Origin of the sequence: Rothia sp. HMSC064D08, assembly GCF_001809525.1 — a bacterium.
Classification (GTDB): Bacteria; Actinomycetota; Actinomycetes; order Actinomycetales; family Micrococcaceae; genus Rothia; species Rothia dentocariosa.
This window is the reverse complement of sequence record NZ_KV797900.1, coordinates 324,731-350,765: the sequence shown is the minus strand read 5'-3', so window position 1 is coordinate 350,765 and position 26,035 is coordinate 324,731. Positions and strand designations below refer to the sequence as shown.

Sequence of the window (26,035 nt, the reverse complement as noted above, 5' to 3'; positions counted from 1 at the left end):
CATCTCTATATACACATCTATTTTTATAGGCTCATATCAGCTTCGAAAGGCATGAGGAATTCGCTATGGGTGCATACCGTTTTCTCTTCACAGGTAAGTGGATAGGCTCTTTCGTGCTGTGCATTATTTTCTCGATAATCTGTGTTTATTTAGCTGGTTGGCAGATGAGCCGAAAAGAGGCTTTAGATTGGCGCAACTCACTAATCGTGCAGAATTATCACGCAACTCCCTATAACTTCCAAGACCACCCTACAATTTTTCAAGACTTTGATTCGGGGTCGCAGTGGCACCCTGTATCCCTTCGTGGTCGGTATATCGCCGATCAACAGCTACTGGTACGCAACCGTCCTTATCAAGGACAAAATGGGTTCGAAGTATTGGTCCCTTTTCGTGCAGATACTGGTGAAATAGTCATTATCAATAGGGGTTGGATGTCGGCGAGTTCTTCAGATGCTTCACGCCCCAGCACCGAAGTCCCTGCACCACCAGCAAATGATGTTATTGTTGTGGCGCGAGTCCACCAAGGAGAGAGCGCTACAGGTAAGGATGCTCCCGAAGGCCAAGTCGCGTCTATCAACCTTCAGGAAATCGGCGAACGTACGCATTTACCTGTTGCCGCTGGGGCTTACGGTCTGCTGGACTCTGAAGAACCTACGTCTGCGCAACGGCCTGTACAGAAATCCGAACCTGAACTCGATAATGGACCTAATCTGTCCTATTCTATGCAATGGTATGCTTTTGCAGTTCTTATTTATGCTGTTTATGCCTGGAGTGCACGGCAAAAAGTTCGTAATGATGAATTAGATGCTCAGGTAGCCCAGGAGCTAGAACGCTATTATAGGCAGTTCTATGCCGAGGATGGCAGTTATATTGGGCATGAGGATGAAACCGTTGTGCTTCGCAAGATGGATATGATCGACGATATGCCTTCTCATATGAAATCTATTGTACGCCCCCGCCCTGCCAAGAAACACTCGCGTCTGACTGATGAAGAGGAAGAAGACGCTTTCCTGGACAGGTTAGAACGGCCGTAACCGCCAGGCTTTCCTGCAGGGATATGGAAGTAACCCATCATAAAAATCGAAACCTTTTTCGAATTTTCCCTGTATACTGGATCTAAGATCTCATATATAGTTTCGAAATAATACGAGGGGTTTCGTCACACATGATGGGTTATTCTCATACCGTCAGCGCTGCCGCTGGCTGGTTGGTTCTCTCAGAACTTGGTGTAATCCAAATCCCTAATACTCCTACCCTCATTGTTACAACCCTTGCCTGTGCTGGCGCAGGAGTATTACCAGATATCGATCACCATAATGGTTCTATCGCTCGTTCTATACCTCCTGTATCAGGTTGGATCGCCCGGATTGTAGGCCTTATCAGTGGAGGGCACCGAAAGGGAACGCACTCAATTTTAGGGATCATCGTGTTCTGGGCTATCGCATACTTTGGCAGTACACTCACTTACCAAAGTATTCCGTGGTTGTCCCTTGCTCTCGCCGCATTCTCAGGAGGTCTGGCTTTGCGGATTTTAGGAGCTCCAGGAGGTTGGATTGGGGCTTGCGCCCTAGGCTATGCTGCGTATACCACTCATTCTTTAGAGCTTCTTCCCTGGGCCATTTCAGTGGGCGCAACCTTACATGTTATAGGTGACGCACTGACCACCCGAGGTATTCTCCCGCTATATCCCATTACGGTTAAACCACTTGTTGCCTCTTCCCTCTGGAAGAAAAGCGGCTACATGGCACTCCCACTTTTAGGTGATGCAGGAAGTATCCGGGAAAAGGTCCTTATTCTCTGCCTAACCTGTTATATCGTTTGGTACACGGCAGCTCTTTTAGGTTTCTGCCCTTACCCACTCCATAACTTTATTATTTCTTGAGCATCAAACAAAGAATCTCCCGCTCCTAACCATATGGTTAGGAGCGGGAGATAAAACCTTTTTACCTCAGTCTTGCCAAGACTTAAGCGTCCTGGATGGGCCAGAAGACGTCAACCTCGACGTTCTCTTCACCGGAGGTGGGGTACTTTTCGTACTCAGTGTTATGCATAGGCTGTTCTCCTTTTACGATCAGATAGAATCTCTCTACCTGCGCTAATCCGGCTCGTCAGAGTCGAAAATCTGTGCTTTTGCATCCTCGCATTTGCGGGAACAACTCAAGTCTAACCCGCTCATGTATTGGTTTTCCAGCCAAAAACCCACAATGTAGGCAGATGCACACTATATTTTTATAAAACCCACACAATATATCATTAAATCAAGTAAAGAGGGTGTTTCCTAGCCAGAAAATCCCACATAGCCAACATAATATGCGAAAGCTCTAAGGATATATTCAAAGTTTCATAGCACTTTCACTTATGCGCCAGTTTACATACACACCTATACCCACAAAGGTTAGGAGCATTCCCACGCGTTACATCACATACAGATGCCTAGGTAAACACCTTTTCCTTGTCCTAAGAGCAGATTGCGTCTAGGCAAGTGAGATAAGATCCTGATACTCCTTCGACCAGAGGTCTTCAACTGCGTCCGGAAGCAAAAGAACACGTTCGGGGTTTAGAGCCTCCACAGCTCCTTCGTCGTGGGATACCATAACGATAGCGCCTTTATAGGCTTTGAGCGCGTTCAGAATCTCTTTACGAGATGCAGGATCAAGGTTGTTAGTCGGTTCATCCAAGAGAAGTATGTTGGCGCTCGAAGCGACCAAAGTTGCTAATGAAAGACGAGTTTTCTCTCCTCCGGAAAGTACACCTGCTGGTTTCTCCACATCGTCACCAGAAAAAAGGAATGAACCGAGGATAGTGCGTACCCGCGTATCGTCAAGATCCGGCGCGGCGGATTTCATATTTTCTAAAACAGTTCGCTCACCATCGAGAATCTCATGTTCCTGCGCGAAATACCCGATCTTAGCTCCATGTCCATAGACAACTTCGCCGGTGTCGGGAGCAGTGTTGCCAGCTAACATACGTAGCAAAGTAGTTTTACCAGCACCATTCAGCCCCAAGACAACAACACGAGAACCACGGTCAATAGCCAGATCAACATCGGTAAAAATTTCAAGTGAGCCGTAGGATTTTGAAAGACTTTGTGCAGACAGCGGGGTCTTACCGCACGGGGCAGGTTCAGGAAAGCGGATAGCAGCAACTTTATCTGTTTGGCGTTCGTCTTCCAGCCCCCGCATCATACGTTCAGCACGCTTTATCATCTGTTGAGCCGCCACGGCTTTAGTTGCCTTTGCCCGCATTTTATTAGCCTGTTCCATGAGTGCTTGAGCTTTCTTCTGAGCATTAGCACGCTCACGCTTACGACGATGTTCATCTTGCTCACGCTGGCTCAGATAGTTCTTCCACCCCATGTTGTACTGGTCAATCACGCAACGATTTGCATCAAGATAAAACACACGGTTAACTACCAACTCCATAAGCTCAACATCGTGGCTAATAACCAGCAAACCACCCGAAAAATTTTTCAGGAACTCACGCAACCATAAAATGGAGTCCGCATCCAAATGGTTTGTTGGTTCATCAAGTAGCATCGTATCGGCAGCTGAAAACAAGATACGTGCTAACTCCACACGACGACGCTGCCCACCAGATAGAGTCTCAAGAGGTTGCGCGAGTACTCGTTCAGGCAGATCCAAGTTGGAGGTTATAATTGCGGCTTCAGATTCTGCGGCATAGCCGCCGCCAGCAATAAACTCAGCCTCAAGACGATCATAGCGCCGCATACCCTTTGTACGTATGCTCTCATCTTCACTCGCCATATCTTCTTGAGCTTGGCGCATTTTCTTGGCTACTCCGTCAAGTCCGCGGGCTGAAAGAATACGATCACGCGCCAGTTGAGTCATATCATCGACTTTGGGGTCTTGAGGAAGGTATCCGATAGAGCCGGACCGGGTGACTGTACCTTCTGCTGGTAGAGCTAATCCCGCCAAGACTTTTGTCATAGTGGTTTTCCCGGCCCCATTACGCCCCACTAAACCGATCTTGTCCCCATTATCTACCCGAAAGGTTACATCTTCCATTAACAGACGGGCACCCGCGCGGAGCTCTAAATTCTGTACTGAAATCACAACATGTCCCTTCCGAGAATCAACAAAACAGTTAGTGAATGAGGAGTTTAACAACCCATCTATTCTACGTGAGTTACGCTAGAAGACGCTGACACCCGATAGTCTCCGTAAAACGTCATATATATTACATAATGCGTTTTCTATGGTAGGAAGGTATATAAGAATATATAAGACCCCAGCGGCGTCGAGGGCGGTACTACCCTCGATTTTGACACCGAACGTCATAATCAGCCACACACGACTTCATATTTTTAAGGATCAACTCTCGTGCCTAACTCTTATGCCCCAGATCAATCACCAGGGCGCAATATAGCTCTTATAGCAGTCTTCGCAGCATTTATCGCGGTTCTTAGTCCTCTGGCGCTACCAATCCCAGGTGTCCCGATTCCTTTAGCTCTTGGCCCTTTCGCTATCTACACCACCGCTCTAGTACTCGGTGGTTTTCGAGCTTTTATAGCAACTCTCCTCTACGTACTGTTAGGGTGTCTAGGGCTACCAATCTTTGCTAAAGGTGCTTCAGGGTTTGGTACGCTTGCGACGCCAACCGGTGGCTATCTTCTGGCCTATCCTCTGGGCGCGTTATTGGCTGGGACGCTAGCTTATACAGTAATCCGTAGAAAGCTCAATTCCTGGCTTACCGCTATCCTGTGCATCTTCTGCGCTATGGTAGGCTTCGTGGTAATTTCTGCAGGAGGTATCTTAGGGCTTATGACCAACGGACATATGGAATTTACCCATGCGTTTGTCATCGCGGCTTCATTTGCTCTTCCAGACCTTCTTAAATCTATCGTTGCGTCTATCGTGGCGTCTGCTGTGCATCGTGCATTTCCTGGGTTAGTGCGCTCAAAAGCTCGCAGGTAATTGAGGATGTTTTTTTCCAAGAAAAGTAGCGCCAAAATTGAGCGCGAAGCACCAACGATGCCGTCCGCTCCCCCGTCCCTTGAACTTGATGCAGTTACCGTGTCAGCTGAAAACGCTCACGGACAAACTCGAAATATTATCGACCATGTATCAGTCTCTTTAACCGCACCTAAAACTGCGATTATTGGGCTTAACGGCATGGGAAAGTCAACCTTTTTAGGGCTTTTTAACGGTATTACTCGACCCTCCCAGGGAATCATAAAGGTATGTGGAGTAGATATCTCCGAATGTCCACAGATAACTCGTCGGTCTATAGGTATGCTCTTCGCTAACCCAGATGCGCAGCTTATCATGCCTACAGTCCTCGAAGATCTAGAGCTTAGCCTCCGTCGGCATAGCTCTCTCACCCGAGCTCAACGCCTAGAGCAAGCACATAAGCTCCTTGCTCAACAATGTCTCGACGACAAGGCTGATCAGAGCATTTTTTCTCTCTCCAGCGGAGAGAAACAACTTGTAGCCCTCACTGGGATTTTAGCGGTAGAACCACGAATCCTCTTACTTGATGAGCCTACGACTCTTCTTGATCTACGTAATCGAACACGGCTGATAAACCTTCTGAATAGTCTCGATCAGATGCTTATTATCAGTACCCACGACCTCGACTTGGCGGAGACATGCGATGAAGCAGTCATTATCCATAATGGAGAGCTTATATACCATGGCAAAGCGCACGAAGCGGTTCAACAATACCGTTTATATTGTGAACAAGGCTTTCCCAACGAAAACCCCTCTGTATGATATACGAACCAGGCAATCCCGGAAGGATTTAACCACGTGATTCGGACCGCGCAGAGGTCGCACCATGCGACTTTCCTCGGTAACTTACTTATTGGAAGCTACGCTCCGGGGAATTCGCTGTTGCATCGCACACCGCTTTGGGGCAAAAGCCTCCTCTGCGCTTGTTTACTGCTCGCGCTCGCGGTAACCGGTTGGGAAGTAGCACTATACGTTCTGTTCTTTTGTTTTATCTTGTCTTGGTCAGCTGGGATGCGCATCCGCACGCTCGTAAAAATCGTCTATACGCTGCGATGGCTTATAATTCTTTTAGGGCTTTATTATCTCTTTTGGGGCACATGGCAAATTGCGGTAGACGTCATGTGCACCATGCTAAGCGCCGTCCTAATCTCACGGATTCTTCTCACGACTACTCCGCTACCTCTTTTACTTGATGGAATCATCTGGTTACTCACACCGCTTAAACTTCTAGGCTTATCTCCCAAACGTATAGGACTGATGCTCGCTCTGGTTATAAGATCTATTCCCGCCATTATGGATAACTGGGGAGCTTTACAACATGCCGCCCACGCACGCGGTTTACCTAAGCATTCCGCATGGCGGCTTCTTGTACCTCTTGTGGTACAAACAGTAGGGTATGCCCAAATAACTGGGGACGTTTTAACCGCACGGGGCTTGGAGCTCTAAAAAGGAATTTTCTTTTACGGCACCAGAAACATCATTCCCGGCTAAGCAAAACTATTCCCACCATACGAACCACGAAGGCTTGTTATAAAGCCCCTTCACGACACATGAGAGATCCTCATAACTTGTGGGCTTTAGCGCTCGACTTATTATCCCCTGTTCTAAAGCAAGCACCTCGGCGTCGCGCAGTGTTGTGATTGGCTCTGCAGTGTAAAACTCAAGGTAGGTCGCTGCAATAACAGCCGGAATAGCACTATCCCGCTCATACCAATACTGCGCAAGTGCTAGCATGTCTTCCGCACTTGGGACGTCTTCCCATCCGCCAAACGGCAGATACGCAAAGATGTCTGATGGGTACGCTGTAGGGATTTCAAGCAAGATAATTTCAGCTGAATTATCCAGAGTCTCATCTTCGTTCATCAGGCTTGATACGAATGTCAGATGGGCAGGCGCACGTAGAGCAGGTGCAATGCCGCGAGGAACCGTTACCTGCGACGTTAAAAATCCTTCATAATAGTTCTCGAATAAAGTCGAGTCAGCCCGAGCTAATATTTTACGCACAAGAATTTCTAATGAATCCTTATCAAGGCGTTTTTGGTGTTCTGTCAATATATCTTGGGCATAGGATTTAACGTACTCAGCGTTAATGTCCGCTGGCGGGTTTTTCGTGCGTGCCGATATATTGTTCTGGATGGTAGACAGAAGAAGATCGTCAAGTACGACCAGAACCGGGGTGAACCCGTAGGTTCGCCCATCCGCCAAACGGTTAAGATACAAATGGTGAATGTAACTGCTGGGAGCGCCAGGGGCTATCCGCAGGTGCGGATAAGGATATAAAGAGGTGAACTTCTTGTAGAGTTCCGCCATGGTGTCTCCGATGCTTTGATTCCCATCAGTTTACCTGAGTTTTCGGTTAGTTTCTGCCTCGTACAACAGATTTCTACGCTAGATTTGGGGCGAGTCCAAAGCATCCTAAGCAAGAGATATGATACACCCTCAAAGCATTTCAAAAATATCTGTTATTTGACATTCATATACTATGATTTTTATCTCTTTTAAAAAAGAATAAGTTTCATAAATCGAATATAAGCATGTTACACATCACATGTGTTAGGGTGTCTCTATGCTTATCCTAGAAAATCTTCCCGCAGAACAAGCCCACGACTTTCTCTCTCGTTCTTGGGTCCCTCAGAATTTCCATATGTACTACTCTGCCAAAGAGATTTCACGGCAGTGTACAGAAGACTTCACGGCAGACATTACGGAACGTGCTTCCTCAGAGTTTGGTGCGGGGTATCGAGATCATATAAGTCCTCTTCTACAGAACCAATTCAACTACATACCTACGCAAGACACACAAGACTGGGCCAATAGATTCTTTTCGATAACGGATTCACATGCCACATACCAAGCGCTTACAGGAATTCGATACCGTGGGCAAGATCTGAATCGACCTTTTATAGATGTAATAGCTACGAATATTCCTTGTACTACAGTCTATATCGCAGCTCTAAGCCAATCTTTGCTTCGCCACTATGAAAGCTTCCGTCCTATATGCACACGTTTCTTTGTGCCAGGTAAAGTAGATCAGCTTGTACGTGGCCTTGGTTCAGTCCCTGGTTCTCGTGCAACAACTATTGACATGCACATTGTCGCCGGGAGCCTAGGTGAGTTAGACAAACGCTTGTGGCCGAAGAATTATGATCGAGTAGAGCTCATCCCGCTTTCTCCTGCTGATGCTTCTGCTGCCAGTTACGAAACGCAGCGCATATATGAATCTATTGCAGTTAAGAACCCTCATCTTTTTGAGTGGGCCACTCCTCAGGGAGAAGAATCATTTGAAGATGCTATACGTCAAGGAACAGGTTGGCATATTACAGTGGATAACTCCTCGGCAGGATTTTTGACTCTAGATCGCAGAGGCGAACAAGGACTTAGAGGGTTTAGCGTCGAAGAGCTATGTCTAGATGCGCCTTTTCGCAGACGAGGGCTAGGGAATGCAGTTCTACGTCACGGTATTAAAAACCTCCTCAAATTACCTCAAGTAAATCCTCAAGATATACTATGGGGAACAATCCATGCCGACAACCTTCCCTCCTTGCGCAATGCTCAAGGGGTAGGGCGCACAGTAGTAGGAAGTTATATATGGGTTGGAGACCGGTCTTTTAACATGTGAAAATCTCACATGCATCCAGCTAGAAGCAAAGAAGCTTTGATGTATGACAAGCAGTAACGCAGCACAATGACGTACAGAGTACATTAGAAGTATCACATTGATGAAGGAGACAACGATGAATTCATATTTCAAAGAAATGATTCGTCTCGCAGATAGTATCGCTGACAACGCCCACCTCGGGCAGGTCGATAAAAACGGTTGGCCTTATATATCTCATCCACGACGGGTTGCTTTTAAAGTGCGCGAAATTGCCCCTGAAGAGCTTCGCACAGAAGCACAGATCGTGGCGTTATTGCACGATACCGTAGAGGATACAGAAGTCACTCTCCCTTACCTTGCTCGGTACTTTTCAGCCCGCATTATTGATGCCGTTGATGCGCTCACCAAACGTCCGCATGAACCTCTGGAGTCATCTATGGCGAGAGTTCGCGCCAATAAAATTGCGCTGTGGGTCAAACGTGCTGACATTGCCGATAACACTGACCCGGAACGTGTTTCCCACCTTGACGAAGATACTCGCAAACGTCTGGCGAAGAAATACAGTAAATCACTCAGATTCTTAGGTGTAACCGAAAACATGTGAACGAGTAGTGTTACAAATATCAGGTGGAATTATAAATCAAGGGGTGGGTACCTAGAATGTTCCAGGTACCCACCCCTTTGTTCCAGGTACCCACCCCTTACAGCAAAACAAACGTATGGCAACGCTAAATGTTGAAGCCGAGAGCGCGCATCATATCGCGACCATCCTCAGTAATGCGTTCGGGCCCCCACGGAGGCATCCATACCCAGTTCACGCGCCATTCAGCAACGACACTATCGAGATTTGCTTCCACCTGTTCCTCAATAACGTCCTGTAGCGGACATGCAGCTGTGGTAAGCGTTAGATCCAGGATCAGGACTCCATTATCATCCCAGCGCATGCCATAAAGCAGACCCAAATCAACGATATTTACCCCAAGTTCAGGGTCAATGACTTCCTTGAGGACTTCCTCAATTTCCTCTTGCGAGGGACGAGCTTGCACTGTCTCAGTCATGATGCACCTCTTACAAGTAGTTCGTACTGAGTAAGATTATTTCTTCCCAGTGTATGCTACATAGCCTTCTTCTTCTAGACGATCTGCAAGTTCAGGACCGCCCTGATCGACCATTTTGCCGTCTACAAAAACATGCACAAACTCGGGCTTAATATAACGCAGGATACGGGTATAGTGCGTAATCAGCATAACACCCATATTATTTTCCTCGTGAGCACGGTTCACGCCGGAAGACACGACTTTAAGAGCATCAACGTCAAGGCCGGAGTCAGTTTCATCAAGAATACCGAACTTGGGCTTCAAAAGCTCCAGCTGCAGAATCTCATGACGTTTCTTCTCACCGCCGGAGAAACCTTCATTGACGTTACGAGCAACGAACGCAGGATCAATGTCCAGATGGTTCATAGCTTCTTTAACGTCTTTGGTCCAGGTTCGTAAGTTAGGTGCCTTACCGTCCACAGCAGTTTTAGCAGCACGCAGGAAGTTAGACATCGTGACACCGGGGATCTCGACTGGGTACTGCATGGCAAGGAACAGCCCAGCACGAGCACGCTCATCCACACTCATCTCGGTAATATCGTCACCATCAAGCAGTATCTGCCCGGAATCAACCTGGTATTTGGGGTGACCGGCAATAGTTGAGGCAAGAGTAGATTTACCGGAACCATTTGGACCCATAATAGCGTGGATTTCACCCGAGTTAATGGTTAAGTTCACGCCTTTGAGAATAGGCTTAGTTTTTTCATCATCAAGAATGACCGAGACGTGCAAATCCTTGATTTCAAGGGTAGACATTGTTTCTCTTCTCCTAATAAGGCTTAGTTGTTGCTGAGAGCAAGCTCTGCTTCAAGGGCATCAGTAAGTTCTGTTTCAAGCTCTGGTACGCGAATCTGCTGGATAATCTCGTTTAAGAATCCGCGGACCACTAGACGACGTGCCTCAGCTTCCGGAATACCACGAGCCCGCAGGTACCATAGATGCTCATCATCTAGCTGACCGGTTGTTGATGCGTGACCGGCACCTTCGATACGTCCAGTCTCGATCTCCAAGTTCGGTACGGAATCAGCGCGCGGACCAATCTCCAAGAGGAGATTACGGTTCAGCTCATAGGTGTCCGTACCTTCCGCCTCTTTACCAATGAGGACGTCGCCAACCCATACGGAGTGCGCTGATTTGCCCTGCAATGCGCCTTTATAAGTTACTCGCGACTTGCAGTTGGGCACAGAATGATCCACAAACAAACGTGACTCGATGTGCTGGCCAGCATCCACAAAATAAAGACCGTACATCTCTGTCTCAGCGCCCGGTTCCGTGAATTTCGTTGAAGGGGTAACACGCACCATATCACCGCCCAATGAAACGCACACATGTTTGAAACGAGCATCGCGCCCTAGCTTGGCATACTGCGCAGAGGCGTGGATCGCATCATCATTCCATTGTTGAAGAGTAATAACGCTCAACTGTGCAGAATCTTGTACCAGGAATTCTATGTTCTGCGCCAGAACAGCCGATCCGGTATGCCGAATTACAACAACCGCTTTTGAGAATGGTTTAGCCTCGATCAGTATATGTTGAGCAGCAGCATCACGATGCTGTCCGTCAATATCTATTTCGATATGCTCAGTAAGCTCGGTTTCGGCGGGAATAGTCACCACAGTAGCTGTCTTAAAATGAGTCCATGCATTTGCAGCTACACGGTCTTCAGGAACACCTGCTGTACCAATGCGCTCATCTTCACGGGATACTTCTTCAAGGATAACTTCAGAAGGTGCTTGGATCTTCGGAGCTGGGGCTTGTGCCTGCAGAGTGTCAAGGTGAAGACCACCCAAACGTTTCAGCGGGGTAAAACGCCAATCTTCCTCGCGTCCAGTAAGTGGCTCAAAGTCTTCAACGTTATATGAGGTTTTCCGTTCTGCGCGGGAAGCGTCAAGAACCTTCTGCACGTTATTAGGGTTTGAGCCTTGATGGTGTTCCTCGGTAGCACGCAGAATAGTATCATCATGGACATGCTCAGAGGCGAGCTTCTCGCCTTCCTGATCCATACCGGGAATAATTGGGCTGTGATATCCCAGGGTCTCTTCGTTAGTCGACATTAGCCCACAGATCCTTCCATCTGAAGTTCGATGAGGCGGTTAAGTTCAAGTGCGTATTCCATGGGCAGCTCACGAGCAATCGGTTCAACGAAGCCTCGCACAATCATAGCCATTGCTTCATCCTCGGCCAGCCCACGCTGCATGAGGTAAAAGAGCTGTTCTTCAGAAACGCGTGAAACCGTAGCTTCATGCCCCATCGTAACGTCATCTTCACGAACGTCGACATAGGGGTAGGTATCTGAACGCGACACAGTATCAACCAAGAGAGCATCACACACCACGGATGATTTCGAGTGCTTCGCACCTTCACGTACCTGCACTAGACCGCGGTATGCGCTACGTCCGCCGTTACGAGCCACGGACTTCGAAACAATCGTTGAAGAAGTATTCGGGGCAATATGCACCATCTTGGAACCAGTATCCTGATGCTGCCCTTCACCAGCAAACGCGATTGACAGAGTCTCGCCTTTGGCGTGTTCACCAACCATATATACTGCAGGATACTTCTGAGTAACCTTAGAGCCGATGTTACCATCAACCCATTCCATGGTGGCGCCCTCATGCGCGACTGCTCGTTTAGTCACCAGGTTGTACACGTTGTTCGACCAGTTCTGAATGGTAGTGTAGCGAACACGGGCGTTCTTCTTAACAACGATCTCGACAACTGCTGAGTGCAGCGAGTCAGAGCGGTATACAGGCGCCGTGCATCCCTCAATATAGTGAACGTATGAACCTTCATCTGCGATGATCAAGGTACGCTCAAACTGCCCCATGTTCTCAGTATTAATGCGGAAATATGCCTGCAGAGGGATCTCAACATGTACCCCCGGCGGAACATACACAAATGATCCACCAGACCACACCGCAGTATTAAGAGCGGAGAACTTGTTATCGCCGATAGGGATAATAGAGGCGAAGTATTCCTTAAATATTTCAGGGTAATCGCGCAAACCGGTATCGGTATCAACAAAGATAACGCCTTGAGACTCCAAGTCTTCACGGATCTGGTGGTACACGACCTCAGACTCATACTGAGCGGCAACGCCAGCGACCAGTGAGTTACGTTCCGCTTCCGGAATACCCAAACGTTCATATGTCACGCGGATATCTTCAGGAAGCTCTTCCCAAGACTCAGCCTGACCTTCGGTAGAACGCACGAAGTATTTGATGTTATCGAAATCGATGTCAGAAAGATCTGCCCCCCAGGTTGGCATCGGCTTACGCTCGAAAAACTTCAATGCCTTCAGACGCATATCCAGCATCCACTGGGGTTCATTCTTCTTCGCAGAGATGTCACGCACTACGGCTTCGTCCAGACCACGCTTAGCGGACTGACCCGCCTCGTCAGAGTCTGCCCAACCATACTCGTAATTGCCAATGCCCTCGAGCTCAGGGTTCAACTCCAGAATCTCTGAAATGACAGTGTCGTTGGCGCTCTGCTCAACTTGCTCAGTCATTACGGCCTTTCTTAGATGGATTGAAATTTATCCGGCTCCGCAGATGCGGGCTCGGTAGTCTTTGGAATAACACACTCTAGGTTAGGGTAATTTCTACCGTGCCGAATTACCCCGCATGCTTTCTGATGTTTCCGGTTTTTCAGAATTCACACGTTCTGTTAAATGATTGAGCGGAACGTGAGTTGTGCATACGTGAGCCCCTCCAGCCATCGTTGATAGCCTACGTACGTCAACGCCCAGAAGATCAGAAATAATCCCAGTCTCTTGTTCACAGAAAACCTGAAAATCTTCAGCCAGATCGCGTATTGGGCAATGCCCTTGGCAGAGCTGTATGCTAGCTAGCAATTTCCCCGGCGCGAGCCGACCGACAGGTGGTTCTGTAATCTGCGCTGTTGTCACAAACCCATCACGACTCATGGCTTCAGCGAGAGCTTGGGCTCGCGCCGCAACATCCTCCCCTGCCGCTTCCACAACAGGGCGGTATCGCGCCTCCATTTCGGCAGCCCGTGCGGATGCGAAAGTTTCAAGTGCGCTCTCCCCAACAGTGTCACGCAACATTTCAAGAGCGTTGCGCGCAATCATCAAATAGTCATTTCCTAGACGTTCGTGACCTTGAGGTGCGATGACGTACCGTCGAGCTGGGCGCCCTGCACCTGCCCCATATTGTTTGAGAGAAGCAACTTCAATCATGTTTGCATGTTCAAGCGCATCAAGGTGCCGACGCACAGCGGCGGGGGTCAAGCTTAAAAGTTCCCCCAAGCTTGCCGCAGACACAGGACCATGGTTTAGGACACCACGAAGAACCCGGTCACGGGTGCGTTCTTCAACTTCCGCTTTACGTGCGCCAGAGCTTGACTTCTTATGCGAGGAAGGCTGCTGTTGAAGCCCTCGATGAGATGTCTTGTTCACGGAATACACAACTAAAGTATGTCCTAATTACTTCAATCTTGGCTAGTAAGGTCTTCCTACTTGCACACACCACACCGTTTAGTCTCTTGCTTAGCTGTGGCAAGCCATAAGAACCGGTGAAAGATAATACCGCCTTTAGGCCTCTAGGTATTTTTGCTCTTCGGGCATTTCCATGAGGGTGCTAAGCGGTTCATATCCTCACTTTGACGTGATCTAACTCGCGTCATAAAGATGCTATCGCTAGAGGGAAACATAGAGATTACTCTCTGAGGGCTTAAGATAGAGAGGTGGCAGAAACTGAAGCTTATCAACACCAAGCAGCTACCGCATTAGACATTTCAGCAGCTCGCGGTACTAGCAGCGATCCTGCACTCAAGATTTCTCATCTCGTCAAAGAGTTTAAGCCCTCTCGTTCTTTCCGCGAGAAACACCCTGAACGTCTTACCGCTCAGGGTATGCATCGCGCAGTTGCTGACATAAGTCTTCAAGTCTATCCCGGCGAGGTTGTTGTACTCTTGGGTGCTAACGGTGCAGGTAAGACTACAACTCTTGCATGTGCCCAGGGGCTTACTGAACCTACGTCCGGCACTATTCAACTTCTTTCAGAAGACCCTCTTCTGGCCTCCCCAGAGATGCGGGCCTCCGTCGGTATCATGCTTCAGGATGGGGGGCTTCCTAACGCCGTACGTCCCGTACCACTTCTTGAACATGTTGCTCAGATGTACGCCAATCCTTATCCTGTCGGTGAACTTGTTGATCGTTTAGGAATAGATGCTTTTAACGGCACCAATATTCGGCGCCTTTCTGGGGGACAAAAACAACGTGTCTCATTAGCAGCAGCCCTTCTTGGGCGTCCTTCGGTACTCTTTTTAGACGAACCATCAGCAGGACTTGATCCGCAGTCTCGCAATGTCGTCTTTGACATTATTCATGAGCAGCGTGAGGCTGGAGTCGCCATTATCTTAACAACCCATCTCATTGATGATGCGCAAAAGCTCGCGGATTATGTCTATATTATTGATAATGGTCAAACGGTGCGTGAAGGCACAGTCCCTGAACTTGTATCAGGAGACGGGGTTGTACGTCTTCATTTCACGTTAGAAGCCCCTTCACCTACGCGTGACGACTTATTGCCTGTACATCTTCGTACAGATGTAGAGCTTATCGAGCATATGCCATACTCACTAGGCGGCTTAGGCGAATATGAGCTCCGTGGTCCCCTTACACCCGAACATCTTTCCGCTTTCACGACAGCCCTAGCACATCACTACCTTATGCCTAACTCTCTCACGATGGAACCGAAGACTTTGGAAGACGTATTCTTGGATATTTCGGGACGTGATATTCGATGAACCCCACAAATGCAGAGCTGCCCACTGCCCCCGATAGTCAGCAGATGACAGAAGGTAACGAGTATCCGTATCCGCGCGCTGCTTCTAGTTTTCAGCGTATTCTAGCTCAAGGTAAATATGAGACCCTTGCCATGCTTAAAAATGGCGAACAGCTGATGCTCAATATTGCCTTCCCCGTGATGGCGCTTTTTGGTCTTCGCTATACAAACTTTCTGGATTCTTACGCTGATGCGTTGAATACGACCCGCATCAATGTTGCAGTGCCGGGGGTACTGGCTCTCTGTGTTGTCTCAACTGCACTTTCTGGTCAAGGGATTGCCACTGGTTTTGACCGCCGGTACGGTGTTCTTCGTTTTCTGTCTACCACTCCTCTAGGACGCAACGGGCTTATTATTGGCAAGGTGCTGGCAGTTATCACCGTTATCGCCATACAGTTCGTTATGGTCACCGTTGTTGGGGTCGGGCTTGGATGGCGTCCGGATATTTTTGCGATGTATCGCTCTTTTAGCACTTTATTACTCGGGGCAGCCGCGTTTACAGCCCTAGGCTTACTCGTTGCTGGGACGGTGAGGGCTGAGGCAACTTTGGCTATCGTGAATATCGCCTGGGTTGTTCTGGCCAGCGCTGGTGGGATCCTTATTCCAATGGATAATTTCCCTGAGCTGTACCGCATTATCATTCTGTGCCTGCCTTCAGGCGCTCTAGGTGAAGCGATTCGCGGTGATTATCTACAGGATATATTTTTACCCCTTCCCCATGCTGTGCTACTTGTCTGGACACTAGTGATTGGTTTTATTGCTTCACGTAAATTTAAATGGTCCGATTAGCGCTCTTAGGTTCAGGATTTCGGGACGAGCTCTGGAATCAATCAGCACCATCAACGATCATTCCTAACGCATACACGGTTTAAAAGGCTTTTCTTATGCTAGTTACCCTCAAAAATAAACTATCTCCCATCCAATACACCCCCTGGGTTTTGTATACAGCGGTGGGTACGGCTCTGAGCAATCTCTTACTCATCGTAACTGGTGCCGTTGTGCGCCTTACGGGATCAGGCCTTGGATGCGATACCTGGCCTCGGTGTACTGCAGAACAGTGGACAACTACCCCTGCCGACGGTATCCATGGGCTCGTTGAATTCGGTAACCGTATGCTCACTTTTGTACTCATGGTGATCACTATCCTTGCATTCTTAGCGATTCTCCGCATTGCGCTGCCTGATGTGCACCACGTCAAAGCAATCTTTCCAAAGCTTTTTACGGGATTACGAGCGCACGAATCAAAGTACAGTGATCTTTTCAATCTGACTTTACTGCTCCTGTGGGGTATTCCGCTACAGGCCGTTATTGGTGGCATTACTGTATGGCAGCGGCTTAATCCCTGGATGGTAACAGCCCATTACCTCGCCTCTGCCATCATGATTGGGCTAGCGGCAATCTTGGTAAACCGTGTGCGTCGCTATTTTAGGGCAGGTGTCTCTGAGCGCGAAGATATTACTAGGGAATTTCCTCCACAAAAAAGTGGTGTTATCCGCCTACTTGGTTGGATTGGTTTGGCGTTAGTTTCGTTCTTACTCTTTATGGGTACCGTAGTCACTGGGACTGGTCCGCATGCGGGTGATCCACGCACGCATCGCCACGAGTTCGACGCTATCGCAGTATCCCGTGCTCATGCATGGGCAGTGTGGGCGTTTCTTTTTCTGCTGGTTATCATGTTTGTGTTAGTGCGGAAGTACGACATGCCACGTGCTTTCTTATCATCTTTACTTGTACTGGCAGCAATCATGGTCTATCAGGGCGCGATTGGCTATATTCAGTACAACACGGGGCTTCCCCCTCTACTCGTTGAGGCACATATGCTGGGGTCGGGTATGTTTACCTGGGCATCACTATCGCTGATCGAAAGGCAGCTGACCCTATCTTCTCAGAAGGCCCGTGCCCTAGCTCAACAGCGGCTAGCAACTTCGTAGAGCTGAGTTATTCACACGGTAAGCGCACAATGTCATATATGGGTTTATTGCTGGCATGCCTTGGTAGCTATTTAAGGTTAGGCGTACACTATTAAGGAGCATTCCTGCGCCTGCACGTCTTTGAGCCGAAGGTATGCCTATCTGTGAGTACCTCCTACCCCACAGATTGATACGCGCAGATTAGGCACACGCACACACGTCAAGGAGCCCATCATGAAGGGTTACACAATTCAGGAGGTTCCGTCCTCCACGCATGCGGCGTCAGAGGTGACTGTACCTACTCCGCGGGCAACAAGGGACATGACCTTGGGACGCAAAATAAAAGCGTATATTCACCTGACAAAGCCCCAAATTATTGAGCTTCTTCTAGTAACAACCGCCCCTACAATGATGTTTGCAGCACACGGCATGCCCAGTTTCTGGTTAGTCATAAATACGCTTCTTGGCGGAGCCATGGCGGCTGGCGCTTCCTGCGCTTTCAACTGTTATATCGATCGTGATATTGACCGAAAAATGAAGCGAACCGAAAAACGCCCCCTAGTTACCGGAGAGCTAACAGACCGAGAAGCACTCGTCTTCGCATGGGCACTTGCTGTTATCTCCGTCGTATATCTGTGGACTATGGTAAATCCCCTCTCTGGGCTTTTAGGGCTTGCCGCTATTTTGCTCTATGTAGTCTTCTACTCCATGTATTTAAAGAAGCGCACTACTCAGAATATTGTGTGGGGTGGGATTGCCGGGTGTATGCCTGTCCTAATTGCATGGGCAGCTGTTCGCAATACCATTGAATGGCCAGCTTTAATTCTCTTTACAGTAATTTTCCTCTGGACTCCTCCGCACTATTGGCCACTCTCTATGAAATACGCGGAGGATTATAAAGCAGCCGGTGTTCCTATGCTGGGTGCTATCGCTCCCGCTCAAGCAGTGTCTGTACAGGTCGTACTCTACGGCTGGGCTATGGTTATCTGTTCGCTTCTACTGATCCCTATTGGAGGCGCGGGCTGGGTGTACGGCGTTAGCGCGGCTACCGCTGGTGCATGGTTCCTCTACCACTGCCACAAGCTCCACTATTTAGCTCTCCAGCAGGTAGCGACAAGCCGTACCGCTATGGTGGTATTTTTCGGGTCCATCACATACTTAACGATTCTTTTCATTGCATTGGCAATCGATCCTTTTGTTGGGCAGCCTATATTAGAATCTTTTATTTTCTAAGAGCATCCGTATCTTGAGGCGAGTAAAGCAGCTATCTCAAGATACGGGTGGTCTATTTTGAAGCTTATCTACGTGGAGCTTAGGCTACAGCATCCTATGTATGTAAGTTCAGCGTGAGGCATAAGTCGTCTAAATACCATGCGAACATACTATAAACGCTAGGATGGTGAACTATCCTTAAGAAGGTAGAATTTCACGATAGATTTATAGATGCTATGTACATGATTACTTGTTGAGAGTGCTCATGGAATACGCACCCTATCTTTTGAGTTATATCTGCTGCAGTCAGCGTTCACAGACTACTATTGTTTGTGTACTTCATGCATGACGTACCACTAAGCGAAGGGACAATACGTGACTAACCCTAACGAAAAGTTCGAATGGACTGAGGTAGACCAGCGTGCGGTTGATACTGCTCGCTTATTGGCAGCCGATGCGGTTGAGAAAGTAGGGTCAGGTCACCCCGGCACCGCCATGAGCCTTGCTCCTGTTGCCTATCTACTCTTCCAAAAGGTCATGAACCAAGACCCCAATGATGACCGTTGGGAAGGTCGCGATCGTTTCATCCTATCCCCCGGTCACACATCGCTGACTCTTTACACCCAATTATTTATGGGTGGGTATGGTCTTGAGATGGAGGATCTAGAATCTCTTCGCACATGGGATGCGCTCACTCCTGGACATCCCGAATATAAGCACACCAAGGGCGTAGAAATTACGACTGGTCCATTGGGTCAGGGGCTCGCTTCTGCCGTTGGTTTTGCATATGCTCAACGTTATATGCGTGGTCTTTTCGATCCCGAATCCCCGGTTGGTACTTCTCCCTTTGACCATTATGTGTACTGTATCGCCTCCGAAGGCGATGTTCAGGAAGGCGTAACGGCAGAAGCCAGTGCGCTTGCTGGGCACCAAGAATTGGGCAATCTCATCGTACTCTGGGATCGCAACCATATTTCTATTGAAGAAGACACTGACGTTGCATTCACCGAAGACGTGCCAGCTCGTTACCGGGCCTACGGCTGGGATGTTCAGCGCGTGGACTGGACCAAGACCGGAAACTACGTTGAAGATGTGCAGGAACTCTACAACGCTATTGAGCGCGCGAAAACGGTCACGGATAAGCCCTCATTCATTGAGGTGCGTACTATCATTGGTTACCCAGCACCCAACAAGCAAAATACTGGGTCCGTTCACGGCTCAAAGCTGGGGGCCGAAGAAATCGTTGAAACCAAGAAAGTTCTAGGATTTGACCCCGAAAAGAGCTTCTTCATTGAGGATGAGGTTCTGGCGCATACTCGTGAACTTCGTGAACGCGGTGCTGCTGCGCATAAGGTCTGGAATGAAAAATTTGAGGCATGGGCTCAGGCTAACCCCGAGCGGGCAAAGCTGTACAACCGCCTGGTGTCAGGCGAAATGCCAGTTGATTATAAGGCTGCTTTCCCTGTCTTTGAGCCGGGTACTTCACTAGCAACCCGCGCAGCATCCGGCAAAGTCATTAACGCTATTGCCGATACTTTCCCTGAACTTTGGGGTGGATCTGCCGATCTAGCAGGTTCTACCCTCACCACCATCAACAACGCCGAATCATTCAACCCGGTTTCGCACAGTACGGAGGATTGGACCGGCAACCCCTACGGTCGTGTGTTGCACTTCGGTATTCGCGAGCAGGGGGCGGGCGCAATTGTGAACGGTATCGTACTATCTTCGCCAACCCGTGCTTTCTCTGGGACGTTCTTCGTATTCTCGGATTACCAGCGTCCTGCAGTCCGTCTTTCAGCTCTCATGGGTGTACCTGCACTGTATATCTGGACTCACGACTCCATTGGTGTTGGCGAAGACGGGCCCACCCACCAACCGATCGAACATCTCAGCTCACTGCGCGCAATTCCTGGATTCGACGTTGTACGCCCTGCGGATGCGAACGAAACTGCGGTTGCTTGGCGTACTATTCTTGAGAAGAAAGACCGCCCTGCCGGCCTAGTACTTTCTCGCCAGAACCTACCAATTTGGGCTCGTGAGGATATTCATTCAGACACTGAAGGCGAAAAATTTGCTTCCGCAGAAGGTACTGCGCGCGGAGGTTATGTTATGGCTGACACCGAGGGAACTCCAGATGTCATCCTAATCGCAACTGGGTCCGAAGTTGAAATTGCCCTCGAAGCCCGCCACAAGCTCTCAGAAAAAGGCATTGCAGCCCGAGTTGTTTCAATGCCTTCCCGCGAATGGTTCAACGAGCAGTCAAACGAATACCGAGAATCAGTTCTGCCTTCCTCGGTTGCAGCACGCGTCTCAGTTGAAGCCGGTTTGGGCATGAGCTGGTACGATTTGCTCGGCTCTGCAGGACGTGCTGTCTCAATTGAACACTTTGGGGCTTCTGCCGATGCTAAGACTTTGTACCGTGAGTTTGGTATTACCCCTGAAGCCGTCGTGACTGCTGCTGAAGAATCTATCGCTTCGGTCAAATAGTCAGTCGGCAAGTTAAGGTTTTTCGGTGAGTCCTGATGCTACTTGCATCTTGCATAGCTCATTAATGCTCACCCGTCCATATTGACTAATTTAGATTGAAGGTTTTATTTCATGAGTGATTCGACTCGAAAGCTCTCTGAAGCTGGTGTCTCCATTTGGCTTGATGATCTTTCCCGCGACCGTCTTACCAGTGGCAGTCTTGCAGAGCTCATCAGCGCTAAGAACGTCGTGGGTGTCACTACCAACCCCACTATCTTTGCCGGTGCGCTTTCAAAAGGTGCTGCTTACGCTGAGCAGATGCGCCAGCTTGCCGCATCCGGCGCAGACGTTGAAGAAGCTGTCTTCGCAGCGACTACTGACGACGTACGTGCTGCTTGTGTCGTATTCGAACCCATATATTCTGCCTCTAAAGGTTACGACGGCAGGGTTTCTATTGAGGTTGATCCCCGCCTTGCCCGCGATGCCGAGGGAACCCAGAAAATGGCACGAGAACTCTACGAGCGTGTAGGCCGTGAGAATGTCATGATCAAGATTCCCGCAACCGTCGAAGGTTTGGAGCCTATTGCCAAGACTCTTGCAGCCGGAATCAGCGTTAATGTGACTCTCATCTTCTCACTAACACGTTATCGTGAAGTCATTAACGCTTACATGCTCGGCCTTGAAGAAGCACTCAAAAACGGTAAGGATCTCTCTAAGATCCATTCGGTCGCATCATTCTTCGTATCCCGCGTAGATAGCGAGGTAGATACCCGTCTGAATGAAATCGGTACTGAAGAGGCCTTAGCGCTTAAGGGTAAGGCCGGTCTGGCAAATGCTCGGCTGGCATATGAAGTTTTTGAAGAGATGTTCTCTTCTGAACGCTGGGCACGTTTGGCATCTCATGGTGCCAACGTTCAGCGCCCGCTCTGGGCATCTACTGGAGTCAAAGATCCGGCGCTTCCAGATACTCTCTACGTTAGCGGTCTGGTCGCTAAACACACTGTCAATACCATGCCTGAAGCAACTCTGAACGCTGTTGCTGATCATGGTGAAATCACGGGAGATACTGTAACCGGTGAGTATACGAACTCCAACAAGATTCTGGACGATATCGAGCGTCTGGGTATCTCTTATGTAGAGGTTGTGGATAAGCTCGAAACCGAGGGCCTTGCAAAGTTTGACGTTTCGTGGGAAGAGCTTCTGGAGACCGTACGGAAAGCACTTAGTGAGTCACGTTAGTGACTAGTGAATAATTTTTCGTTATACCCGTTCTCTAAAGTTCATAAGGCGAGCGCTGTCGCTATAAATAACACAAAATTAGCTTCGGCGCTCGCTGTCAGATATCTCTCGTTTGCCATTGAAACGGTAAGATGCAGGGATACGTGCCCCAGAGGTACATAAAGTATCGCAGGGTGAATGTGCACATTATCAGCAATCAAAGGAATCTATCTTGCATACCGGTCATGAGTCGAATCCGCTACGAGATTCGCGCGATCGACGTCTCACTCGTATTGCGGGTCCTTCCGCACTTGTGTTCTTCGGCGTCACGGGCGATCTTGCCCGCAAGAAACTGCTCCCTGCGGTCTATGACCTAATGAATCGTGGTTTGTTGCCCCCAAGTTTTGGTCTTGTTGGGTATGGGCGCCGCGAGTGGGATAACGATGATTTTCGTAACTATGTGCGTAAGTCTGTGGAAGAAAATGCGCGTACCCCATTCCGTGAGGATGTCTGGAACCAATTTCAGAAGGGTATGCGGTTTGTTCGCGGTAATTTTGATGATGATGCCGCATTTGAACGTCTCAAAAATACTCTTACTGAGCTCGATGAACTTGGCGCCCAAGGGAACCATGCGTTCTATCTCTCTATTCCGCCGAAGGCTTTCGAACAGGTGCTGTCGAAGCTTGCCGAGCACGGTTTAGCCTCACGCGATAACACGAACAATAATCCCAGGAACGGATGGCGTCGTGTCGTTATTGAGAAGCCGTTTGGTCACAACTTAGAGTCAGCGCGTGAACTTAATGGAATTGTGGAACGTGTATTCCCCCCGGATTCAGTGTTCCGTATTGACCACTACTTAGGTAAAGAGACCGTTCAGAATATTCTAGCGATGCGTTTCTCAAACCAGATGTTTGAACCGGTTTGGAACGCAAATTATGTGGACCACGTGCAGATTACGATGGCTGAGGATATCGGTATTGGTTCACGTGCGGGTTATTATGACGGCGTGGGTGCAGCACGTGATGTGATTCAAAACCATCTGCTTCAGCTGTTGGCTCTAACCGCCATGGAGGAACCCCTTAGTCTTGATTCTAAGCATCTTCGCGCTGAAAAGGCTAAAGTACTGGAAGCTGTACGTATTGATGATCTGGAAAATTCTTTCGCGCTCGGCCAGTATGCCCCCGGTTATCAAGGCGGCGAACATGTCAACGGGTTCTTTGATGAGAAAGATATTCCTGCGGACTCACGCACAGAAACTTTTGCGGCTCTTAAAGTCAATATTGACAACCGCCGCTGGGCAGGAACTCCGTTCTATCTGCGTGCGGGTAAACGGCTGGGTCGCCGAGTAACCGAGATTGCGCTTCTCTTCAAGAAATCTTCTGACCGTCTCTTTGGTAAGGAGACTGAGGTTCCTGCGGGTCAGAATGCCATTGTGATCCGTGTGCAGCCCGATGAGGGTATGACTATTCGTCTGGCGGCTAAGGTTCCTGGCACTCAGATGGAAATCCGTGATGTGAATATGGATTTCGGGTATGGTCATGCGTTCACTGAGGAATCTCCTGAAGCCTATGAACGTCTAATTCTGGATGTGCTCTTAGGTGAGCCGCCGCTGTTCCCTCGCCACGAGGAGGTTGAACTTTCGTGGAAGATCTTGGATCCATTTGAGAAATATTGGGAAGAGAACAAGATTAAGCCTGAACCCTATGAATCCGGTTCGTGGGGTCCACGTTCGGCTCAGAAGATGCTTGAGCGTGATAACCGTGCCTGGAGGCGCCCATGATTTCGCATCTGCAACACACGAATGTTTCTGCTATTTCAAAGGAACTTTCTGATCTTCTGGCTTCAAACGGCAGTCTTAGCAGCAGCCGTGTACTTACCTTGGTGGTACTAGCAGAAAAAGGACATTCTCGCGAGGCTATTAATGCGGCTATCCGCGCTTCACACGAGCATCCGAGCCGGATCATTGTGCATATTGCGCATAATAGTGATGCGCCCGATCAGCTGGATGCTGAGATTCATGTGGGCGGAGAGGCCGGTGCTTCTGAGCTTATTATTCTGCGCGGCTGGGGTAGTGCATCAACGCCGACAGAATCGTTGATTTCTGGTCTGCTTTTGCCGGATTCTCCTATTGTTGTGTGGTGGCCGCATTCCGTTCCTGAGAATCCGGGTGAGGATTCAATTGGTAGGATTGCACAGCGCCGCATCACAGATTCGGCACGCGCATATGATCCGATGGCTGTTCTTACGCATCTTTCTGAGGTTTATCAGGCCGGGGATAGCGATCTTGCCTGGACACGTTTAACGCTGTGGCGTACCCAACTGGCAGCTCTTTTGGAGCAGATGCCTTACTCTCCTGTTAAGCGTGTAGTGGTTTGGGGTTCTGAGAAGTCTCCTTCGGTTGTGCTCCTTGGCGCTTGGCTTGGCTGGAAACTCGAAGCTGAGGTTCATCTTGCAACTATCGGCGCAGCAGAACGGGGTCTTTACCGTGTAGCTATTGAACGTGAAGATGGGCAAACGATAATGTTCCGCCCTGGCAAGAATATCGCCATTATTGAAACTCCCTATACACCTGATCAGCAGATTCCACTACCAGTTCGTACTCTAGCGGATTGTATTTCTGAGGAATTACGCCGACTTGACCCTGACACTATGTATGGGGAAGTTTTAAAGTCGGCATTTCCTACTCTGGAAATGCATCCTGCTCAGTGCGATGCTGAACCTTTCCTTAATACTTCTGAATTCCCCGAGGTTTTTGATGCCTAAGATCAACAATATTGGTGAGAGTACTCCAACTTTAATAGCGCATCCTTCTCGGGAGGCGCTTGCCTCTGATGCCACTACGCGTATCTTAGATGTTATTGAGCATATACTCACGGAACGCACCATGGCTCATGTCTCTCTTACAGGTGGCACGATGGGCATTGCTACTCTTCGTGCATGGGCTCAATCTCCACGTGTTAAGGATATTGATTGGTCGCGCGTTCATTTCTGGTTCTCGGATGAACGCTTTGTTCCTGAGCGTGATCCGGATCGGAACGATGGGCAAGCAATCGAGGCGCTTCTCGCAGATTTAGTAGATCTTGGTTTTCCGGTTGAAAACGCGCATCGTATGGGTCCTTCCGATGTCATGATTGATGTTGAAGCTGCTGCCGAGCACTATGCCTACGAAATGCGTAATTTTGCGGGTTCTGCCGAACCCGTGCGTGTTGAGATGCCTGAGGGGGCATCCGAGCTTCCATTAGCGGGAGGGCACGGGGGATCTGCTTCTCAGCAATCTGGAGGCGGCTGCGGATGCGGTGGTTGTGGATGCGGCGGTGGCTCGGATATATGGCCTGTCCCCATTTTTGATGTTACGCTCCTAGGGATGGGGCCTGATGGTCACATCGCTTCGCTGTTTCCCAATCGGCAGCAAGTCCTTCTGGGCACAGGTTTACCAGAGGATCCTGTGGACGGCGCTAAAGCTGTGACGGTAATGGTCAAGGATTCCCCTAAGCCACCTAGCGAACGTGTATCTGTCACGCTGCCGGTTATCAATAATTCGCGCCATATATTCTTTTTGATTACCGGCGGTGATAAACAGGATGCGACAACCCGTCTTCTCAAGGGTGCACAGGTTCCTGCTGAGGACATTACTGCCGATATGCTCCTAGAAACTCCAGCTATCGGGGCTCGTGGGCAGAAACAGACCCTGATTTTTGCGACGGAAGAATCGCTAGCTTAGGATCCACAAATTTTTCTAGTGGGGGTTACGGTC

23 protein-coding genes are annotated in these 26,035 nt (G+C 49.0%); 16 read left to right on the top strand and 7 right to left on the bottom strand.

Annotation, left to right across the window (positions count from 1 at the left end; genetic code table 11):
• The first annotated feature begins 65 nt into the window (after nt 1–65).
• Entirely contained in the window at nt 66–1,034 is a 969-nt protein-coding gene (locus tag HMPREF2625_RS08295) for an SURF1 family cytochrome oxidase biogenesis protein (protein ID WP_070523873.1), read from the top strand.
• Between the two features lie 131 nt (nt 1,035–1,165).
• On the top strand, nt 1,166–1,882 hold the full coding sequence (locus tag HMPREF2625_RS10810; protein ID WP_083295655.1) for a metal-dependent hydrolase: 717 nt from the start codon (nt 1,166–1,168) through the stop codon (nt 1,880–1,882).
• A gap of 592 nt (nt 1,883–2,474) precedes the next feature.
• Here HMPREF2625_RS10810 and abc-f read toward each other — a convergent pair.
• A complete protein-coding gene (abc-f, locus tag HMPREF2625_RS08290) occupies nt 2,475–4,073 on the bottom strand; it encodes a ribosomal protection-like ABC-F family protein (RefSeq protein WP_070523870.1) in 1,599 nt (532 codons plus the stop codon).
• A gap of 267 nt (nt 4,074–4,340) precedes the next feature.
• Here abc-f and HMPREF2625_RS08285 point away from each other — a divergent pair, with 267 nt between their 5' ends.
• The 3 genes from HMPREF2625_RS08285 to HMPREF2625_RS11180 are packed head-to-tail and all read left to right on the top strand — an operon-like array spanning nt 4,341 to nt 6,416.
• Entirely contained in the window at nt 4,341–4,934 is a 594-nt protein-coding gene (locus HMPREF2625_RS08285) for a biotin transporter BioY (protein ID WP_070523867.1), read from the top strand.
• Between the two features lie 6 nt (nt 4,935–4,940).
• Complete coding sequence (locus HMPREF2625_RS08280) at nt 4,941–5,732, top strand: energy-coupling factor ABC transporter ATP-binding protein (protein WP_070523863.1); 792 nt, start codon at nt 4,941–4,943, stop codon at nt 5,730–5,732.
• 36 nt (nt 5,733–5,768) lie between these two features.
• Nucleotides 5,769–6,416 (top strand): CbiQ family ECF transporter T component, encoded by a 648-nt coding sequence (locus HMPREF2625_RS11180; protein WP_070523860.1) that lies wholly within the window; start codon nt 5,769–5,771, stop codon nt 6,414–6,416.
• Nucleotides 6,417–6,467: 51 nt separating this feature from the next.
• On the opposite strand, the gene HMPREF2625_RS08270 is transcribed toward HMPREF2625_RS11180, so the two are convergent.
• Nucleotides 6,468–7,280 carry a DUF4253 domain-containing protein gene (locus tag HMPREF2625_RS08270; protein ID WP_070523857.1) on the bottom strand — a complete coding sequence of 271 codons (813 nt, stop codon included), beginning with the start codon at nt 7,278–7,280 and terminating at the stop codon, nt 6,468–6,470.
• Nucleotides 7,281–7,536: 256 nt separating this feature from the next.
• Here HMPREF2625_RS08270 and HMPREF2625_RS10805 point away from each other — a divergent pair, with 256 nt between their 5' ends.
• Together HMPREF2625_RS10805 and HMPREF2625_RS08265 are read left to right on the top strand one after the other, a co-directional pair.
• A complete protein-coding gene (locus HMPREF2625_RS10805) occupies nt 7,537–8,589 on the top strand; it encodes a GNAT family N-acetyltransferase (RefSeq protein WP_083295654.1) in 1,053 nt (350 codons plus the stop codon).
• 115 nt (nt 8,590–8,704) lie between these two features.
• Nucleotides 8,705–9,172, top strand: a complete 468-nt coding sequence (locus HMPREF2625_RS08265) for an HD domain-containing protein (RefSeq protein ID WP_246826761.1) — start codon at nt 8,705–8,707, stop codon at nt 9,170–9,172.
• A 124-nt stretch (nt 9,173–9,296) separates the two neighbouring features.
• Here the strand turns inward: HMPREF2625_RS08265 and HMPREF2625_RS08260 are convergent, their stop codons facing one another.
• The 5 genes from HMPREF2625_RS08260 to HMPREF2625_RS08240 all read right to left on the bottom strand — a co-directional run bounded on the left by HMPREF2625_RS08260 (nt 9,297) and on the right by HMPREF2625_RS08240 (nt 14,094).
• Nucleotides 9,297–9,626, bottom strand: coding sequence for a metal-sulfur cluster assembly factor (locus HMPREF2625_RS08260; RefSeq protein WP_004004628.1), 330 nt, complete (start codon nt 9,624–9,626; stop codon nt 9,297–9,299).
• Between the two features lie 36 nt (nt 9,627–9,662).
• On the bottom strand, nt 9,663–10,421 hold the full coding sequence (gene sufC / locus HMPREF2625_RS08255) for a Fe-S cluster assembly ATPase SufC (protein WP_070523854.1): 759 nt from the start codon (nt 10,419–10,421) through the stop codon (nt 9,663–9,665).
• A gap of 23 nt (nt 10,422–10,444) precedes the next feature.
• On the bottom strand, nt 10,445–11,719 hold the full coding sequence (gene sufD / locus HMPREF2625_RS08250) for a Fe-S cluster assembly protein SufD (RefSeq protein ID WP_070523851.1): 1,275 nt from the start codon (nt 11,717–11,719) through the stop codon (nt 10,445–10,447).
• Nucleotides 11,719–13,176 carry a Fe-S cluster assembly protein SufB gene (gene sufB / locus HMPREF2625_RS08245; protein WP_004004625.1) on the bottom strand — a complete coding sequence of 486 codons (1,458 nt, stop codon included), beginning with the start codon at nt 13,174–13,176 and terminating at the stop codon, nt 11,719–11,721. The genes sufD and sufB overlap by 1 nt, the downstream gene beginning before the upstream one ends.
• A 93-nt stretch (nt 13,177–13,269) precedes the next feature.
• Nucleotides 13,270–14,094 carry a helix-turn-helix transcriptional regulator gene (locus HMPREF2625_RS08240; RefSeq protein WP_070523847.1) on the bottom strand — a complete coding sequence of 275 codons (825 nt, stop codon included), beginning with the start codon at nt 14,092–14,094 and terminating at the stop codon, nt 13,270–13,272.
• Nucleotides 14,095–14,420: 326 nt separating this feature from the next.
• Between HMPREF2625_RS08240 and HMPREF2625_RS08235 the strand changes: the two genes are divergently transcribed.
• The 9 genes from HMPREF2625_RS08235 to HMPREF2625_RS08195 all read left to right on the top strand — a co-directional run bounded on the left by HMPREF2625_RS08235 (nt 14,421) and on the right by HMPREF2625_RS08195 (nt 26,002).
• Nucleotides 14,421–15,437: an ABC transporter ATP-binding protein gene (locus HMPREF2625_RS08235; RefSeq protein WP_371440672.1), complete on the top strand. Its 1,017-nt coding sequence runs from the start codon at nt 14,421–14,423 to the stop codon at nt 15,435–15,437.
• The gene (locus HMPREF2625_RS08230) at nt 15,434–16,264 is read left to right on the top strand and encodes an ABC transporter permease (RefSeq protein WP_083295652.1); all 831 of its coding nucleotides are present in this window, start codon (nt 15,434–15,436) and stop codon (nt 16,262–16,264) included. The genes HMPREF2625_RS08235 and HMPREF2625_RS08230 overlap by 4 nt, the downstream gene beginning before the upstream one ends.
• 95 nt (nt 16,265–16,359) lie before the next feature.
• Nucleotides 16,360–17,406, top strand: a complete 1,047-nt coding sequence (locus tag HMPREF2625_RS08225; RefSeq protein WP_070523844.1) for a COX15/CtaA family protein — start codon at nt 16,360–16,362, stop codon at nt 17,404–17,406.
• Between the two features lie 300 nt (nt 17,407–17,706).
• Nucleotides 17,707–18,618, top strand: coding sequence for a heme o synthase (locus HMPREF2625_RS08220; RefSeq protein ID WP_048754087.1), 912 nt, complete (start codon nt 17,707–17,709; stop codon nt 18,616–18,618).
• 354 nt (nt 18,619–18,972) lie between these two features.
• Nucleotides 18,973–21,084, top strand: coding sequence for a transketolase (gene tkt / locus HMPREF2625_RS08215; RefSeq protein ID WP_070523841.1), 2,112 nt, complete (start codon nt 18,973–18,975; stop codon nt 21,082–21,084).
• Between the two features lie 111 nt (nt 21,085–21,195).
• Nucleotides 21,196–22,302 carry a transaldolase gene (tal, locus tag HMPREF2625_RS08210; RefSeq protein WP_013399030.1) on the top strand — a complete coding sequence of 369 codons (1,107 nt, stop codon included), beginning with the start codon at nt 21,196–21,198 and terminating at the stop codon, nt 22,300–22,302.
• 211 nt (nt 22,303–22,513) lie between these two features.
• Nucleotides 22,514–24,061 carry a glucose-6-phosphate dehydrogenase gene (gene zwf / locus HMPREF2625_RS08205; protein ID WP_070523837.1) on the top strand — a complete coding sequence of 516 codons (1,548 nt, stop codon included), beginning with the start codon at nt 22,514–22,516 and terminating at the stop codon, nt 24,059–24,061.
• A complete protein-coding gene (locus tag HMPREF2625_RS08200) occupies nt 24,058–25,044 on the top strand; it encodes a glucose-6-phosphate dehydrogenase assembly protein OpcA (RefSeq protein WP_070523835.1) in 987 nt (328 codons plus the stop codon). Before zwf ends, HMPREF2625_RS08200 begins: the two co-directional genes overlap by 4 nt.
• The gene (locus tag HMPREF2625_RS08195) at nt 25,037–26,002 is read left to right on the top strand and encodes a 6-phosphogluconolactonase (protein ID WP_070523832.1); all 966 of its coding nucleotides are present in this window, start codon (nt 25,037–25,039) and stop codon (nt 26,000–26,002) included. Before HMPREF2625_RS08200 ends, HMPREF2625_RS08195 begins: the two co-directional genes overlap by 8 nt.
• The last annotated feature ends 33 nt before the right edge of the window (nt 26,003–26,035 follow it).